Here is a 15131-nt window from a genome sequence, read left to right on the forward strand (position 1 = left end):
TTTTCAGCTCTCGTCCGTGCCCGCGGTCGCGGTCTCGCCCTCGCCCGGAGGCGGCGCGTACTCGTGATCGCGATCCCATCGATCGACGCGCCCGTCACCGTCGACGTCGGTGCCCATGCGCACCATGCGGCCGTTCTCGAAGTACTCCCACCGATCGGGGCGCCACGTGTCCCCGGTGCTGCGACCCGCGAGGTCGCGCTCGGTGCGGATCGCCGCGCCTTCGTCGTCGTAGAAGATTTTCGTGTCGACGCGACCGTCGCCGCTCTGATCGATCTCGGTGCGCACGACGCGACCGTCCTGGTAGACGGTGATCGTGTCCATCTGACCGTCGAAGTTGCGGTCCGCCTCTTCGCGCAGCGGGCGGCCTTCGTCGTTGTAGTAGCGGACGACGTCCTTCGTCCCGTCGCCGTTCAGGTCGCTCTCGCGGCACGAGAGCACGAGGCGCGTGATCGGCGGATCGCCGACGCGCCGGAACACACGACGCACGTCGGGGCGCGAGTCGCCGGAGGTGTCGTACTCCGAGACCTCGCGATCGGTGCCGCTCACGTCGCAGCGCCCGCCGTCCTCGGCGGTCGCGCTGCCCGAGGCCGACGAGGCGCGCGCGCGGCGCGTCCGCTGCGTGCTCTCGTTGCCGCCGCCGCACCCCGCGACGACGATCCCCGCGATCGCCGCGGCGATCACCACGAAGCGCGCCATCGTCACTGCGTTCCTCCGAAGGGCTGCGCGCCCGCATCACCCGGCTGCGTGGTCCCCTCGGCCGGCGGCGCTTCGCCACCGCTCGTCGCGGTGTCGGTGGTCGTGGCGGGGGCCGCGGGCGGCGGGGCCGGCGGCTCCTCGACCGCCGCGACCTCCGAGCCGTCGCAGGTCATCGGCGTCTCGGCCTGGCCCGCGGAGTCGGCCGGGATGTCCTCGGTCTGATCGGGCTGACCGTCGACGTCGGTGTCGCGACGGATCTGCGTCAGGCGCCCGCGCTCGAACACTTCCCAGCGATCGGGCTGGCCGTCGTTGTTCTCGTCGTAGCGCGCCTCGTGCAGCACGCCGCTCTCGAACTCCTCCCACGTGTCCGGCCGCCCGCCGTGGCGCCGATCGCGCTCGCTGCGCGAGAGCAGGTTGCCCTCGCACCAGAGCCACGTGTCGATCACGTTGTCGAAGTTCGTGTCGAGCTCGCTGCGCACGACCACGCCGTTCTCGAGGTACGAGATCTGGTCGAGGCGCCCGTCGAAGTCGAAGTCGTGCTCCTCGCGGATCGGCGTGCTGCCGTCCTCCGCGAAGAAGCGCGTCACGTCGATCATCCCGTCGAAGTTCATGTCGTACTGGGCGCAGCGCTCCACGCCGCCCTCGTACACGTGACGGATGTCCGGGTTCGCGTCGTTGTTCACGTCGACCGCACGAACCTCGCGGCCCTGGGGATTGCACTGCTCGCGCACCGCTTGGTCACCGCGGCTGCCGCGGGGCGTGTCCCCCACCGCCGAGTTTCCACCACAACCAGGGCCCGTCAGGGCGAGCACGAGCGAGACCGCCGCGCCCACTGCCGCGCGGCGCCCAAAGCGAGTCGGTCGCATTCGGCGCGGAGCATACGCGTGCGGCCCCTACCCCCGCAACCGAGCCCGCCCCCGGCCGTTGACCGTACGTGGCGTGCCATGTAGCTTCATGACAACGGACGGGCGAATGGCGCGCAAGAAAGTCAGCACCACGATCTACATCACGCCCGACCAGAACGAGCGGCTCAAGCTGCTGCACGAGCGGACCAAGGTGCCCGTCGCGGTCTACATCCGCGAAGGCATCGACATGGTCCTCGAGAAGCACTCGCACAATCTCCCGGGCCAGCTGACGCTCGACGCGCCGCCCAAGAAGCGCTGAGCCGCACGCGATCGCTCATCCCGCAGTAGGCGCGGCACTTGCGAGTAGCGCCACTCGCAGCCACACCTTGCGGCCATCCATGCCCGTCCCCGTCGAGCGCATCCGCAACTTCTCGATCATCGCGCACATCGATCACGGCAAGAGCACGCTCGCCGATCGACTGCTCGAGTACACCGGTGCGCTCTCCGATCGTGAGAAGCAGGACCAGTTCCTCGACAACATGGAGCTGGAGCGCGAGCGCGGGATCACGATCAAGGCGCAGTCGGTGCGCCTCAATTACAAGGCGGACGACGGGCTCGAGTACGAGCTCAACCTGATCGACACGCCCGGGCACGTCGACTTCAACTACGAGGTCTCGCGCTCGCTCTCGGCGTGCGAAGGCGCGCTGCTCGTGGTCGATGCGTCGCAGGGCGTCGAGGCCCAGACGCTCGCGAACGTGTACCTCGCGCTCGAGAGCAACCTCGAGATCATCCCGGTCTTCAACAAGATCGACCTCCCGGGCGCCGACATCGATCGCGTGAAGCGCGAGGTCGAAGAGGTCATCGGGCTCGACTGCAGCGATGCGATCCCCGCCAGCGCCAAGGAGGGGATCGGCATGCGCGAGATCCTCGAGGCGGTGGTGAAACGCGTGCCGCCGCCCAAGACGGCGGGCGAGGACGCGCCGCTGCGCGCGCTGCTCGTCGACTCCTGGTACGACGCGTACCGGGGCGCGATGGCGCTCATCCGCGTGGTGGACGGGACGATCCGCCCCGGGATGAAGATCAAGATGATGGCCACGAAGGCCGAGTACGAGGTCACCGAGCTCGGCGTGTTCGCGCCGTTCGCGCGCGCGATCCCGGAGCTCGGGCCCGGCGAGGCGGGCTTCTTCGCGGCGAGCATCAAGACGGTCCGCGACTGCAAGGTCGGCGACACGATCACCGAGATGCGCCGTCCCGCGGCGGATCGTCTCCCCGGCTTCCGCGAAGTGAAGCCGATGGTCTTCTGCGGCATCTTCCCGACCGAGCCGAACGAGTACCCGAACCTGCGCGAGGCGCTCGAGAAGCTGCAGCTCAACGACAGCGCGCTCTCGTGGGAGCCCGAGACGAGCGAGGCGCTCGGCTTCGGGTTCCGATGCGGCTTCCTCGGGATGCTGCACATGGACATCGTCCAGGAGCGGCTCGAGCGCGAGTACGACCTCGACCTGATCACGACCGCGCCGAGCGTCGTCTATCACGTGCACCTGACCGACGGGACGATGACGCCGGTGGAGAACCCGTCGCGCCTGCCCGATCCGGTGAAGATCGACCACATCGAAGAGCCCTTCTTCAAGGTGTCGATCCACGTGCCGTCGACCTACGTGGGCGCGGTGCTGAAGCTCTGCGAGGAGCGTCGCGGCGTCCAGAAGGCGATCCAGTACGCGTCGCAGGATCGCGTGATCATCGTGTACGAGCTGCCGCTCGGCGAAGTGCTCTTCGACTTCTTCGACAAGCTGAAGAGCGCGACCAAGGGCTACGCGTCGATGGACTACGAGCTCGCCGGGTATCGCGAGTCGCCGCTGGTGCGCGTCGACATGCTGATCAACGGCGACAAGGTCGACGCGCTCAGCGCGATCGTGCACCGCGAGAAGGCGCAGTGGCTCGGGCGCGGCCTCGCGGAGAAGCTCCGCGGGATCGTGCCGCGCCAGCAGTACGAGGTCGCGATCCAGGCGGCGATCGGCGGCAAGGTCATCGCGCGCGAGACGGTGCGCGCGATGCGCAAGGACGTGACCGCGAAGTGCTACGGCGGTGACATCTCGCGCAAGCGCAAGCTGCTCGAGAAGCAGAAGGAAGGAAAGAAGCGGATGAAGGCGGTCGGATCCGTCGACATCCCGCAGGAAGCCTTCCACGCGATCCTCAAGGTCGAGTGATCGCCGCGAGCCCGTCGCGATCGTAGCGCAGCGGTCGGAGGTCCGGCCCGAGCGACGGCAGGCCGCACGCGTCGGTGCGTGGGCGCTCGAGCTCGATCGCGCGCGCGAGCGCGACGTGGTCGCGCGAGGCGGGAGCGGCTTCGAGCTCGGTCGCGGCGCGCTCGAACGATTGCGTCGCGCCGGTCGCGTCGCCGCGCATGCGCATCGCCCAGGCGGTTCGGTAGAGGACGTACGCGCGCAGGAGCGCGGGCGCGTTCTCGAGCGCGCGGGTGAAGTGCCCGATCGCCTCGACCGTGTGATGGCCCTCGAGCGCGTGGTCTCCGAGACGCGCCCACGCGTAGGGCGCGAACGGGCCGGCAGGGGCCACCGCGAGCAGGAGCTCGAGCGTGCGACGCGCGTGGTCGGGACGACCGTCGTCGCTCTGCACCGCGGCGAGCGTGAAGAGCGCGAGCTCGTGGGTGGGCTCGGCGCGGAGGATCTCGTCGAGATGCGACTCGGCACGCTGACGCAGCACCATCGCGCGCGCCGGTGAGCGCGTCGCGCGCGCCGCCTCGCGCCAGGCCTCGGCGGTGTACGCGCTTCGGGCCGTGAGAGGCTCGATCGCGCCGTTCGTCTCCACACCGCGCATCACGGTGCGCTCCATGCGCTCGGCCTCGCGCTCGGCGTGCTCCCGCATGCGCTCGCTCGGCGAGGCCCAGCGCAGGTCGTCGCTCGCCTCGTACGAGGGCACGCACTGCGCGCGTGCGAGGCACGGAGCCGCGATCAGCGCGACGACGAGGACGAGGCAGCGCACGGGACGAGTGTGCCCGAGCGCGACGTGTGACGCGCGCCGCGCGTGCTCATGATCCGTGGTCATGGCGCGCGGACGACGACGGGTGCTCATCGCGGTCACGAGCCACCTCGGCCCCTTGGGACGACGTCCCACCGGCGCGTGGCTCGGCGAGATCAGCGGGTTCTGGCACGAGATGGTCGAGGCCGGGCTCGAGGTCGAGTACGCGAGCCCGCGCGGCGGCGATCCGCCGATCGATCCGGTGAGCGCGCTGCTCCCCGGCGAGAGCAAGGACGCGTTCGTGCGCTCGGGCGAGCGCGAGCGCCTGATGGACAGCATGCGCAGCGTCGACGTCGAGCCGGCGCGCTACGACGCGATCTTCTTCGCGGGCGGGCACGGTGCGCTCTGGGATTTCCCGTCGGATCCCGGGCTCGTGCTCGCGACCGAAGCGATCTGGCGCGACGGTGGTGTCGTCGCGGCGGTGTGCCACGGGCCCGCTGCGCTGCTGGAGCCGAAGGACGCGCAGGGCCGCTCGCTGCTCGAGGGACGTCGCGCGACCTGTTACTCGAACTTCGAGGAGACGCTGGGCGGCGTCGCGGGCAAGGTGCCGTTCCTGCTCGAGACGTCGATGAAGGAGCGCGGCGCGCGCTTCGAGAAGGCGATGCTGCCCTTCACGCAGCACGTGGTGATCGACGGGCGCCTCGTGACGGGACAGAACCCTGCGTCGGCGCGGGGCGTGGGTCGCGCGGTCGCGGAGCTGCTCGGTGCGACGCCGCGCGTGAAGCGCGTCGAGCGTCAGCCTTCTTCGATCGAGCGGCGGTGATCGGCCGAGTACCCCGCGTAGAGCGCGGCGGACTCGGTGATTCGCGCGCGCTCTTCGTCGGTCAGATCGCGCACCGGCTTCGCAGGGCGGCCCATCGCGAGCACGCCGGGCGGGATCTTCGTGCGCGCCGTGACGAGCGAGCCCGCACCGAGCACGACCCAGTCGCCGATCTCCGCGGTGTCGAGGACGATCGAGCCCATCCCCACGAGCACGTCGCTGCCGACGATGCAGCCGTGGAGGATCACCGAGTGACCGACGGTGCAGCGATCGCCGACGATGGTCTCGCTCCACCCGCCGGTCGCGTGCACGACCGAGTTGTCCTGGATCGACGTCTGCTCGCCGATGCGGATCGGCGCGACGTCGCCGCGCAGCACCGCGCCGTACCAGATCGACGAGCCCGCGCCGATCGTCACGTCGCCGATCAGGCTCGCGGTGGGCGCGACGAACGAGGTCTCGTGCGCGCGCGGACGCACGCCTCGATACGGGAAGAGGGGCCCTCGGTCGCTCATGCGCTCTCCTCGGCGGGCTGGGACGTGCGGAACGACGACACCACGAGCCGCGCGGTCGAGCCGACGATCGCGCCCACGACGTCGGCGAGCAGATCGATCGCGTCGGTGGCGCGGCCCGGGACGAACGCTTGGTGGATCTCGTCGAGCACGCCCCACCCGCACGTCACGAGCACCGCGACCGCGGCGACGCGCGCGCGGGTGCGATCGGGCCAGGTCCGCAGCGATGCGTGCGCGACGAGGAACGCGAGCACCGCGTACTCGATCATGTGCACGCCCTTGTCGCGCAGCGGGAGGTGGTCGATCGGGAGCTCGGGGAGCGCGATCGACGAGAGCGCCCAGATGAGCGCCATGTAGAGCACGGCGGGCAGCCACGCGAGCGCGATGCGCGTGGGCGTGACGCTCATTCCGCGGGGTCCTGCGCGCGGCCGACGACCGGCAGTCGCGTGCGCGTCGGTGCCGCGGCGCTCTTGGTCGGCGCGGGCTTCGGCGCGATGCGCGGGAGCGACGCGACGTCGGCGTCGACGCGCGCGACGAGCGAGTGCGCGTTCGCGCGCTCGACGGTGACCGGCAGGATCGCGCCCGCGAGATCGATGCCCTCGGGCACGTCGGCGTGCACGATCTCGTGCCGGCTCGAGCGGCCCTTCCAGCGCGCCTCGCCCGCGCGCGGGCGATCGTTCTTGCTCTCCTGCGAGAGCGACTCGAAGAGCACCTCGGTACGCGTCCCGACGAGCGACGCGAGGTGCGCCCGCTGTTGCTCGGCGACGACCTCGAGCAGGCGCGCGAGGCGATCGTCCTTCTGCTCCTCGGTCACATCGTCGCCCAGCTTGAGCGCGGGCGTGTGCGGGCGCGGCGAGTACTTGAACGCGAACGCCGCGACGAAGCCGACCTCACGCACCAGCGAGAGCGTCTCGAGGAACTCGTCCTCGGTCTCGCCGGGGAAGCCGACGATCAGATCGGTCGAGAGGGTCAGGCCCGCGCGCGCGCCCTGCAGCGCACGGGCGCGCGCGACGTAGTGCTCGCGCGTGTAGCGACGCAGCATGCGCTTGAGCACGCGGTTCGATCCCGACTGCACCGGCAGGTGCACGTGCGCGGGGAGCACGTCGAGCTCGGCGTGCGCGCGCACCAGCGCGTCGGTGACGTGGCGGGGATGCGGCGACGTGTAGCGAAGGCGTCGCAGCGAGGGCACCTCGCGCGCGATGCGCGAGAGCAGCTCGGCGAACTGCGACTCGCGCGCGCTCTCTTCCGTGCCCGGCTCGAACCAGGAGTTCACGGTCTGACCGAGCAGCGTCACCTCGCGCACGCCGGCGTCGGCCATGCCGCGCACCTCGGCGACGATCGCGTCGGCGCTGCGATAGCGCTCGGGCCCGCGGGTGTACGGGACGATGCAGAACGTGCAGCGCTCGTCGCAGCCCTTCATCACGGTGACGAACGAGGTCACCTCGCGCGGCGATTCCGCGCGGGTGGGGATCGCCTCGAGGAAGCGCGGATCGTCGAGGTCGAACACCGTGCGCGCGATCGGCGGCCCACCGTCGTGCGCGTGCGCGACCAGCCCGGGGAGCTCGGGGATGTTGTCGGGGCCGATCACCACGTCGATGATCGGTGCGCGCGTGAGGAGACGCTCGCCCTCCTGCTGCGCGACGCACCCCGCGACCGCGATCACGAGATCGGGGTTCGCCTGCTTCAGCCCGCGCATCGTGCCGAGCACGCTGAGCAGCTTGTGCTCGGCCTTCTCGCGCACGCTGCAGGTGTTGAACACGACCAGGCTCGCGAGCGCGGCCTCGTCCGTCGGCTCCCATCCAGCGCGCGCCAGGACCTCCTCGATCCTGCGCGAATCGTGGACGTTCATCTGGCAGCCGAAGGTCTGGACGAGGTACCGCTTCATCGTCGGAGGCCGGCAAGGTAGCAGCGCCCCTCGTGGAGACCACTCCGGGGCTCCAGGGGCGGGCGCCCACCCCCGGCGTCGATCCGGGTGACCCCCGATTGGTCGGCCGGTGACCCCCGACTTCGATCCCGGTGACCCCCGACTTCGATCCCGGTGACCCCCGACTTCGATCCGGGTCACCCCCGAATCGATCCCGGTGACCCCCGACTTCGATCCCGGTGACCCCCGAATCGATCGCGGTGTCCCCCATTTGCGATCGCGGTGTCCCCCGTTTCGTTCCGCGTAGGGTCTCGAATCTACTCGGGATTTCGTCGCAGACCCAGAACGAGGACACGGCGGGAGCGGAACGACCGAGGTTCAGCGCGAGCGTACCTCGATCGGGATACGGAACGAGCGCGGCGACGACGTGGTGGGGAACCGGATCGCGCGGGCACGCTGGATCACGCACTGACCGGGCGCGGTGCTCGCGACCTCGGCGGGCGCGAGCTCGACGCGCTGCACGCTGCCCGAGGTATCGATCGAGAAGCGCAGCACGAGGTCGTGGGCCGCGTCCGGCGGCGCGCTCGCGAAGCAGCGGCGGATCTCCGCGGTGTGCGTCGCGAACGCGCGCTGGATCGCGGCGGCCTCGTCGGGCGGCTCGGCGCTACGCTGCACCGAGCGGCGGCGCTCGGTGGTGGGCGTCGCGGCCTCGCGCGGCGTCTCGGGCTCGGTCGGGGTCGTGGCCTCGGTCGGCGGCGGCGTCTCGAGCGGCGGCGCTTCGGTCGGTGGCGTCTCGGTCGGCGCGCCTTCGATGCCGGCGGGCGAGGCCTCGACGTACACCACGTCGGGCGCGGGCGGTGGCTGGCTCCACCACACCGCCGCGCCGATGCCGAGCGCGATCGCACCGATGCTCGCAGCGATCCAGAGGCCGACGCGCGAAGACGGAGGCGCGGGCATCGCCGGCTGCTTGGGGCGCGTCTTCACGCCGCCCCGCGTCGGTCCGTCGGAGGGACGGCTCGGCTCGCTGGCCTCGCCCTCGACCCGCAGCGCCGCGGGCGGGCTCGAGCTCACCGTCGGGGTCGGAGCGCGCCACGCGCGCTCGAGATCGTCGAGCTCGGGGAGCTCGAACATCGAGGGCAGCGAGGGATCGCGGAAGTCGCGCGCGAACGTCTCGGTGAGGAGCGCGCTCGCGTCCTCGGCCGCCATGCCGCGCACGCCGCGCAGCGCCTTGAGCAGATCGCCGGCGCTCTCGTAGCGCTTCCGCGGATCCTTCAGCAGCGCGATCTCGACCACGTCGGCGAGCTCGGGCGAGCAGTCGGGGCGCACCTCGTCGAGGCGCGTCGGCGTGTGGGTGAGCACGCGTCCGACCGTCGACGTCGGCGACGACGTGCGGAACTCGTTGCGGCCCACGAGGATCTCGTGGAGCACCACCGCCGCCGCGTACGCGTCGCTGCTCGGCGAAGGATCGGCGCCCTCGAGGATCTCGGGCGCCATGTACGAGAACTTGCCCTTCACGGTGCGCGTCGCGGTCTTCACGTCGGGCGCGTCGACGCCGCTCTGCGCGATGCCGAAGTCCGCGAGCCGCACGTGGCCGTCGGTGTCGAGCAGCACGTTCGACGGGCTCACGTCGCGGTGCACGATGCGCAGCGGCTCGCCGCCCTCGCCCACCAGCGTGTGCGCGTACTGCAGCGCCTCCAGCACCTGCACGACGATCTGCACCGCGAGCACGACCGGCACGTCGCCGCGCTTCTGCAGCGTCCAGCTGGCCCAACGGCCGAGGTGGAAGCCGTGGACGTAGTCCATGACGAGCAGATAGCTCTGCTCCTCGCGACCGAAGTCGAACACCGAGACGATGCCCGGGTGGCGCAGCAGCGACATGATGCGCGCCTCGCGCTTGAACATGCGCGCCGCGGCCTCGTCGCCGACCAGCTCGGGCAGCATGCTCTTCACGACGACGGGCTTCACGAAGCTCGCCGCGCCCTCGCTGCGCGCGAGGTAGATCGCGCCCATCCCGCCGCGCGCGAGCTCGCGCATGATCCGGTAGCGGCCGAGCACCACGCGGCCGAGGAGCGGATCGGCCGCTTTCGGTTCGCCAGCGCTCGTCATCGTCCGGCCACGCGCCGCAGATAGTAGTGCACTCCGCGGCGCGGATGGGAGAAGCGAACTGCGAGCGCGTCGGTGGTGGTCGGCACGCGCACCTCACCCGCGAAGCGCATCTGGGCGTCGATCGCGAGCGGTGCGCCCTCGGCGCGCACCTCGAATCCGTCGAGCACCACACCGGCGACGCGCACGGCCTCACCGGGCGCGAGCGCGGCCGCGCGGCCCGGCTCGCGCAAGCTCGCTGCGGGTGCGGCATTGTCGAAGCGGATGCGCAGCGTCGTCTGCGGCGAGGCGCGCCCCGACGACGTGAACCAGAGCCGGTGCGTGCCCTCCGAGAGCTCGCCCGAGCGCAGCTCGACGCGCCCCGAGGCGGCGGCGACGGTGCGCTCGCGGCCGCTGCTCGCGACGTGGAGCAACGCGTTACCCGAGCCGCTTTCGCGCCAGCGCACCGTGAGGATCGGGAGCGCGTTCTGATAGAGCACGTCGTAGGTGCGGCCGTCGGTGTCGACGACGTTGCGCGGCGGGACCGGATCGAGGCGGCTGCTGCCGTCGTCGCGACGGACGGTGATCGTGCCGCCGCGCGGATCGCTGCCCTCGACACAGTCGATCGCGTAGCGCGCGCGTCCGGTGGGGATGGTGACCACCGCGCTGCCCTCGCCCGCGTACCGAACCGGACGGCGGCCCGCGCGGATCGTGACGATCGCGCGACCGGGGCACGCCGCGCCGAAGTCGATGCGCACCGCGGTCGGCGCGGACGCGTCGTGGATCACCGGCGACTCTCCCGCCGGGATCGAGACGTGCGCGCGCTCGGGCGAGGGCGTGACCTGCACACCGGGCGTGCTCGGATCGCTCGCCTCGGCCGCATCGTCCTCGGCGAGCGCGTCCTCCTCGACCTCGCCCGTTTCCTCGACCGGATCCTCCGCCGCGACCGCCTCGGTCGGCGTGGGCTCGACCGGCTCGGGCGGCGCGCCGAAGCTCGCGTCGTCCTCGAACACCACGCGTCCGACCGCGAGCACCACGGCATCGCCGGCCTCGGCGGTACGCGCGACGCCGTCCTCCTCGAACACCACGCGTCCCGCGATCACCTCGACGCGCGCCGAGTCGCCGGTGCGCGCGCGCACCCGTGCGCCTGCCTGCAGGGTGACCGAGCCGCGCTCGGTCTCGAACACGAGTTCGTCGGCGCTGTCGAGCTCGACCTCGCCGGTCTCGAGGCGCACCGCCGAGGGCGCCTCGGGCCGCTCCCCGAGGAAGCGCAACACGGTGCGCGGCTGCATGCGCACGCCACCGCGCGCGCCGACGCGCAGCTGCGCGGTCGACGCATCGCCGGTCCGCACCGCGTCGCCCAGCTCGAAGCGTTGCCCGACCGGCGCGGTCTCCCACGTGGTCACCGCCGCAGCGGTGCTGCGCTCGACCGTCCCGTCGCGCGCGAGCAGCTCGGCCACGCCGGCGCCGCTGCATCGATCACAAGCGAATAGCGCGAATGACGCGATCAACGCGGCGCACGCGCGCGACACCAACGCATTTCCCGGAGTCCTGCGCACGCGCCCGGGCTCAGTGGGCGGGCTCGGCCAGGAGGCGCTGCACGAGACCATCGAGACGCGCCATCGAGGCGCCATCGACGCCGACCACCACGTCTCGCACCTGCCCGTGTCGATCGATGACGACCATCATCGGGATCGCTCGCACGCCGTACCGCGAGAGCGTGCCGCCCACGTCGCGCGCGACCGTGTAGCCCACAGGGTGCTCCGCGAGATGACCGCGCAGCGCGCCCTCGGACTCCCGCGCGATCCCCAGGACCGTGAGCCCCGCGCCGTGATGACGGCGGTGCATGTCGTCGAGCGTCGGCATGATCGCGCGGCACGGACCGCACCACGTCGCCCAGAAATCGAGCACGATCACGCGCCCGCGCAGATCCTCGAGCGACACGCCGTCCTCGCCGCTCAGGCGCTGCGCCGCGATCGGCGGCGCCGCTTCGCCGAAGCGGAGCGGGCCCACGCCGCCGCCGCCCGACGCACCGCTGCGCTCGGTCGGCGCGGCCACCGCGCTCGGGGTGGACATCGCGATCGCACCGCACGCAGCGAGGACGACGAACGACAGGCGGAGGACGGCGATGGCGTGCGCCCGGGAGCGCGAGTGATTGACCATCGCGGGCGACTCTATCATGGACGCGCGCTCGGACGACCGATGATGATCGAGCGCGTGGAGCCGATGCGCACCAACGGCGACGAGCGCCGCAAGCGGCACGAGGTGCTGCGCGAGGTTGCGCTCGTGTACGCGCTCGTGTGCGTGCTGACGTTCGGGCTCGGCGCGCTGCGCGCGCTCGCTCCGCTGCGCGACGTCGCGCACCTCGGCATCGCCGCGCTGTTCCTCGTGGTGCCGCTGTGGGCGGCGAGGCGCGAGCACGCAGGCGCACGGCGGCTCGGAATCGATCTCGCGGGGCTGCTCGAGGCGCCGCCCGACGAGCCCTCCACGCGCTCGCCCGGGCCCTTCGGGGTCTTCGATCTGGCGCGCGCGGTGCGCGACGCTGCGCCGTCGGGGCTGCGCGAGATCGGCGCGGCGCTCCTCGTCGCGCTCGTGATCTTCCCGCCCTTCGCGGTGGGATTCTACCTCTGGAACCAGCCGGGCCACGCGTTCGTGTGGAACCCGCCGCCCGATCTCGCGTCGTTCGCGCTCACCCAGATCGTGCTCGTCGGGCTGCCCGAAGAAGCGCTGTTCCGCGGCTACGTGCAGACGCGCCTGCACGACGTGTTTCCTCCGCGCACGACGATCCTCGGGGTGCGCGTCCACGTCGGCGTGCTCGTCGCGCAGGCCGCGCTGTTCGCCTTGGTGCATCTCGCGACGGAGCCCTACGTCGCCAAGCTCGCGGTCTTCTTCCCGGGGCTGCTCTTCGGGTGGATGCGCGCGTGGCGCGGAGGCATCGGAGCAGCGATCCTCTTCCACGCGATGAGCAACGTGCTCGCGGAGATCCTCGTACGAGGGTGGCTCGGATGAGCGGCGCGCGCGCGGCGTTCTTCGACATGGACAAGACGCTCGTGCGCGTGAACACGGGGCGTCTCTACGCGTCGTGGCGCTTCTCGCGCGGCGAGACGAGGTTCCGCGATCTGCTGCGCGTGAGCTGGTGGTCGCTCCAGTACACGCTCGGCGTCGTCGATGCGGACGCCGTGAGCCGGTACGCCGCGCGCACGCTCGCGGGCGTCGACGAGCGTGCGTTCGCGGACGAATGCCGCGCCTGGTACGCGAGCGCGGTGCGGCCCCACGTGACGGGGCGCGCGCGCAGCGAGGTCGAGCAGCGCCATCGTGATGGCTACGTCGTCGCGATCCTCACCGGCAGCTCGCCGTACGTCGCGGGCCCGCTCGCCGACGAGCTGGGGATCGATCACGTGATCTCGAGCCGCCTCGTGGTGGAGAGCGGCTGCTTCACCGGCGATGTCGAGGCGCTCTGCTACGGCCCGGGCAAGGTCACGCGCGCGCTCGAGTGGGCGGCACGGCACGAGGTCGATCTCGCGGCGAGCGCGTTCTACACCGACAGCCTCAGCGACCTGCCGATGCTCGAGCGCGTCGGCGAGCCGCGCATCGTGAACCCCGACCCGCGCCTGCGCGCGCTCGCGAAGAGCCGCGGCTGGCCCATCGAGATCTGGACATGAAGAACGATCCGACTCCGCGCCCTTCCCCGCCTCCCGCGTTCGTCGTGCGCGACCTCGTCGAGCGCGCGCTCGCCGAAGACCTGGGGCGCGGCGACGTCACGACCCAGGCGTGCGTGCCCGTCGATCTCGAGGGCGCCGCCGCGCTCGTCGCGCGCGAGCCGCTGGTGCTCGCGGGCGCGTTCGTGTTCGAGCAGGTGTTCGCGACGGTCGATCCTCGCGTTCGGGTCGAGGTGCTCGCGCACGACGGAGCGCGCCTCTCGAAGGGCGCGGTCGCGGCGCGGGTGCGCGGCCCGGCGCAGTCGATCCTCGAGGGCGAGCGGGTCGCGCTCAACTTCGTGCAGCGCATGAGCGGAGTCGCGACCAAGACGCGCAAGTTCGTCGACGCGCTGCCCGCGGGCAGCAAGACGCGCATCGCCGACACCCGCAAGACCACGCCCGGGCTGCGCGCGCTCGAGCGCTACGCGGTGCGCTGCGGCGGGGGGCACAACCACCGCGACGATCTCTCGAGCGCGGTGCTCATCAAGGACAACCACATCGCGGCGTGCGGCGGCGTGGGGATCGCGATCGAGCGGGCGCGCGCGTGGGCGCCCCACACCTCGCGCATCGAGTGCGAGGTCGATCGCATGGAGCAGCTGCGCGAGGCGATCGAGGCGCGCGCCGACATCGTGCTGCTCGACAACTTCGACGATGCGACGCTCGCGGAGGCGGTCGCGTTCGTCGCGGGGCGCGCGATCCTCGAGGTCTCGGGCGGCGTGACGCTCGAGCGCATCCCGAAGATCGCGGCGGCGGGCATCGACGTGATCTCGGCGGGCGGGCTGACGCACTCGGCGGCCGCGGTCGATCTCGCGCTCGACTGGGAGAGCTGAGCGCTTCGATAAGTGCTTCACGAAATGCAGGACCTCGATCCCGAACGCATTCGCTCGCTGCTCACGACGCGCGCCTACGGGCGCTCGCTCGACGTGCGCGAGAGCACGGCCTCGACCAACGACGACGCGCGCGAGGCGGCCCGCGCGGGCGCGGCGCGCGGGCACGTGGTGGTGGCCGACGCGCAGTCGCGGGGGCGCGGTGCGCACGGGCGCGTGTGGTCGTCGCCGTCGGGGACGGATCTGTACCTGTCGATCGTGGAGCGAGTGACGCTCTCGCCCGAGCGGGTGGCGCCGCTGACGCTCGCGGTGGGGCTCGGGGTCGCGGACGCGGTGCGGGCGCTCGCACCGGCGCTCGAGCCGCGGGTGAAGTGGCCGAACGACGTGTGGATCGGGCGGCGCAAGACGGCCGGCGTGCTGGTCGAGGCGAGCTCGATCGGCGCGCGCATGGACGCGATCGTGATCGGCGTCGGGCTCGGGGTGAATCGGCTCGCGTGGCACGAGGAGCTCGCGAGCAGCGCGACCTCGGTGCTCCACGCGTCGCGCGAGCTGGATGCGGTGTGCGCGGAGCTCGATCGTGCGAGCGCGCTGGCGACGTTGCTGGGCGCTATCGAGGCGTGGGTCGATCGGTTCGTCGCCGAGGGCCCTGCGCCCGTGGTGCGCGCGCTCGAGGAACGCCTCGCGCTGCGCGGCGAGCGTGTGCGGTGTGACGACGTGGAAGGCGTGCTGGTCGGGGTCGAATCGAGCGGTGCGCTCCGGCTCGAGACGTCGAGCGGTCCGCGCTCGATGATCTCGGGGACGTTGCGGCCGCTCTGAG

At 71.8% G+C, this 15131-nt stretch carries 16 protein-coding genes; 7 read left to right on the top strand and 9 right to left on the bottom strand.

Features of this window, described 5'->3' with window-relative positions; all coding sequences use genetic code 11:
* Nucleotides 1-3: 3 nt before the first annotated feature.
* Nucleotides 4-696, bottom strand: a complete 693-nt coding sequence (locus I5071_RS15290; protein WP_236606190.1) for a hypothetical protein — start codon at nucleotides 694-696, stop codon at nucleotides 4-6.
* Nucleotides 697-698: 2 nt separating this feature from the next.
* Nucleotides 699-1562: a hypothetical protein gene (locus I5071_RS15295; RefSeq protein ID WP_236606191.1), complete on the bottom strand. Its 864-nt coding sequence runs from the start codon at nucleotides 1560-1562 to the stop codon at nucleotides 699-701.
* A 106-nt stretch (nucleotides 1563-1668) separates the two neighbouring features.
* Here I5071_RS15295 and I5071_RS15300 point away from each other — a divergent pair, with 106 nt between their 5' ends.
* Both I5071_RS15300 and lepA read left to right on the top strand, forming a co-directional pair.
* On the top strand, nucleotides 1669-1860 hold the full coding sequence (locus I5071_RS15300; protein ID WP_236606192.1) for a ribbon-helix-helix domain-containing protein: 192 nt from the start codon (nucleotides 1669-1671) through the stop codon (nucleotides 1858-1860).
* A gap of 79 nt (nucleotides 1861-1939) precedes the next feature.
* Complete coding sequence (gene lepA / locus I5071_RS15305; RefSeq protein ID WP_236606193.1) at nucleotides 1940-3745, top strand: translation elongation factor 4; 1806 nt, start codon at nucleotides 1940-1942, stop codon at nucleotides 3743-3745.
* Here lepA and I5071_RS15310 read toward each other — a convergent pair.
* On the bottom strand, nucleotides 3732-4601 hold the full coding sequence (locus tag I5071_RS15310; RefSeq protein WP_236606194.1) for a tetratricopeptide repeat protein: 870 nt from the start codon (nucleotides 4599-4601) through the stop codon (nucleotides 3732-3734). The two genes, lepA and I5071_RS15310, sit on opposite strands and share 14 nt — an antisense overlap.
* On the opposite strand from I5071_RS15310, the gene I5071_RS15315 reads away from it, so the two are divergent.
* Nucleotides 4600-5337 (top strand): type 1 glutamine amidotransferase domain-containing protein, encoded by a 738-nt coding sequence (locus I5071_RS15315; RefSeq protein WP_236606195.1) that lies wholly within the window; start codon nucleotides 4600-4602, stop codon nucleotides 5335-5337. The genes I5071_RS15310 and I5071_RS15315 overlap by 2 nt on opposite strands.
* Here the strand turns inward: I5071_RS15315 and I5071_RS15320 are convergent.
* The 6 genes from I5071_RS15320 to I5071_RS15345 all read right to left on the bottom strand — a co-directional run bounded on the left by I5071_RS15320 (nucleotide 5310) and on the right by I5071_RS15345 (nucleotide 11865).
* Nucleotides 5310-5846 (bottom strand): gamma carbonic anhydrase family protein, encoded by a 537-nt coding sequence (locus tag I5071_RS15320; protein WP_236606196.1) that lies wholly within the window; start codon nucleotides 5844-5846, stop codon nucleotides 5310-5312. The genes I5071_RS15315 and I5071_RS15320 overlap by 28 nt on opposite strands.
* A complete protein-coding gene (locus tag I5071_RS15325) occupies nucleotides 5843-6250 on the bottom strand; it encodes a VanZ family protein (RefSeq protein WP_236606197.1) in 408 nt (135 codons plus the stop codon). Before I5071_RS15325 ends, I5071_RS15320 begins: the two co-directional genes overlap by 4 nt.
* Nucleotides 6247-7728 (bottom strand): tRNA (N6-isopentenyl adenosine(37)-C2)-methylthiotransferase MiaB, encoded by a 1482-nt coding sequence (miaB, locus tag I5071_RS15330; RefSeq protein ID WP_236606198.1) that lies wholly within the window; start codon nucleotides 7726-7728, stop codon nucleotides 6247-6249. The genes I5071_RS15325 and miaB overlap by 4 nt, the downstream gene beginning before the upstream one ends.
* Before the next feature lie 357 nt (nucleotides 7729-8085).
* The gene (locus I5071_RS15335; RefSeq protein WP_236606199.1) at nucleotides 8086-9813 is read right to left on the bottom strand and encodes a protein kinase domain-containing protein; all 1728 of its coding nucleotides are present in this window, start codon (nucleotides 9811-9813) and stop codon (nucleotides 8086-8088) included.
* A complete protein-coding gene (locus I5071_RS15340; RefSeq protein WP_236606200.1) occupies nucleotides 9810-11249 on the bottom strand; it encodes a FecR domain-containing protein in 1440 nt (479 codons plus the stop codon). The genes I5071_RS15335 and I5071_RS15340 overlap by 4 nt, the downstream gene beginning before the upstream one ends.
* 109 nt (nucleotides 11250-11358) lie before the next feature.
* Entirely contained in the window at nucleotides 11359-11865 is a 507-nt protein-coding gene (locus tag I5071_RS15345; RefSeq protein ID WP_236606201.1) for a TlpA family protein disulfide reductase, read from the bottom strand.
* A gap of 126 nt (nucleotides 11866-11991) precedes the next feature.
* Here I5071_RS15345 and mrtC point away from each other — a divergent pair, with 126 nt between their 5' ends.
* Genes mrtC through I5071_RS15365 form a run of 4 tightly spaced genes read left to right on the top strand, consistent with a single transcriptional unit; the run spans nucleotide 11992 to nucleotide 15130 of the window.
* Entirely contained in the window at nucleotides 11992-12798 is an 807-nt protein-coding gene (mrtC, locus tag I5071_RS15350; protein ID WP_236606202.1) for a myxosortase MrtC, read from the top strand.
* Nucleotides 12795-13451: an HAD family hydrolase gene (locus I5071_RS15355; RefSeq protein ID WP_236606203.1), complete on the top strand. Its 657-nt coding sequence runs from the start codon at nucleotides 12795-12797 to the stop codon at nucleotides 13449-13451. Before mrtC ends, I5071_RS15355 begins: the two co-directional genes overlap by 4 nt.
* Nucleotides 13448-14317 carry a carboxylating nicotinate-nucleotide diphosphorylase gene (gene nadC / locus I5071_RS15360; RefSeq protein WP_236606204.1) on the top strand — a complete coding sequence of 290 codons (870 nt, stop codon included), beginning with the start codon at nucleotides 13448-13450 and terminating at the stop codon, nucleotides 14315-14317. The genes I5071_RS15355 and nadC overlap by 4 nt, the downstream gene beginning before the upstream one ends.
* A 24-nt stretch (nucleotides 14318-14341) precedes the next feature.
* Nucleotides 14342-15130, top strand: a complete 789-nt coding sequence (locus I5071_RS15365; protein WP_236606205.1) for a biotin--[acetyl-CoA-carboxylase] ligase — start codon at nucleotides 14342-14344, stop codon at nucleotides 15128-15130.
* Nucleotide 15131 lies beyond the last annotated feature (1 nt).

The organism is Sandaracinus amylolyticus (genome assembly GCF_021631985.1).
GTDB classification, from domain to species: domain Bacteria; phylum Myxococcota_A; class Polyangia; order Polyangiales; family Sandaracinaceae; genus Sandaracinus; species Sandaracinus amylolyticus_A.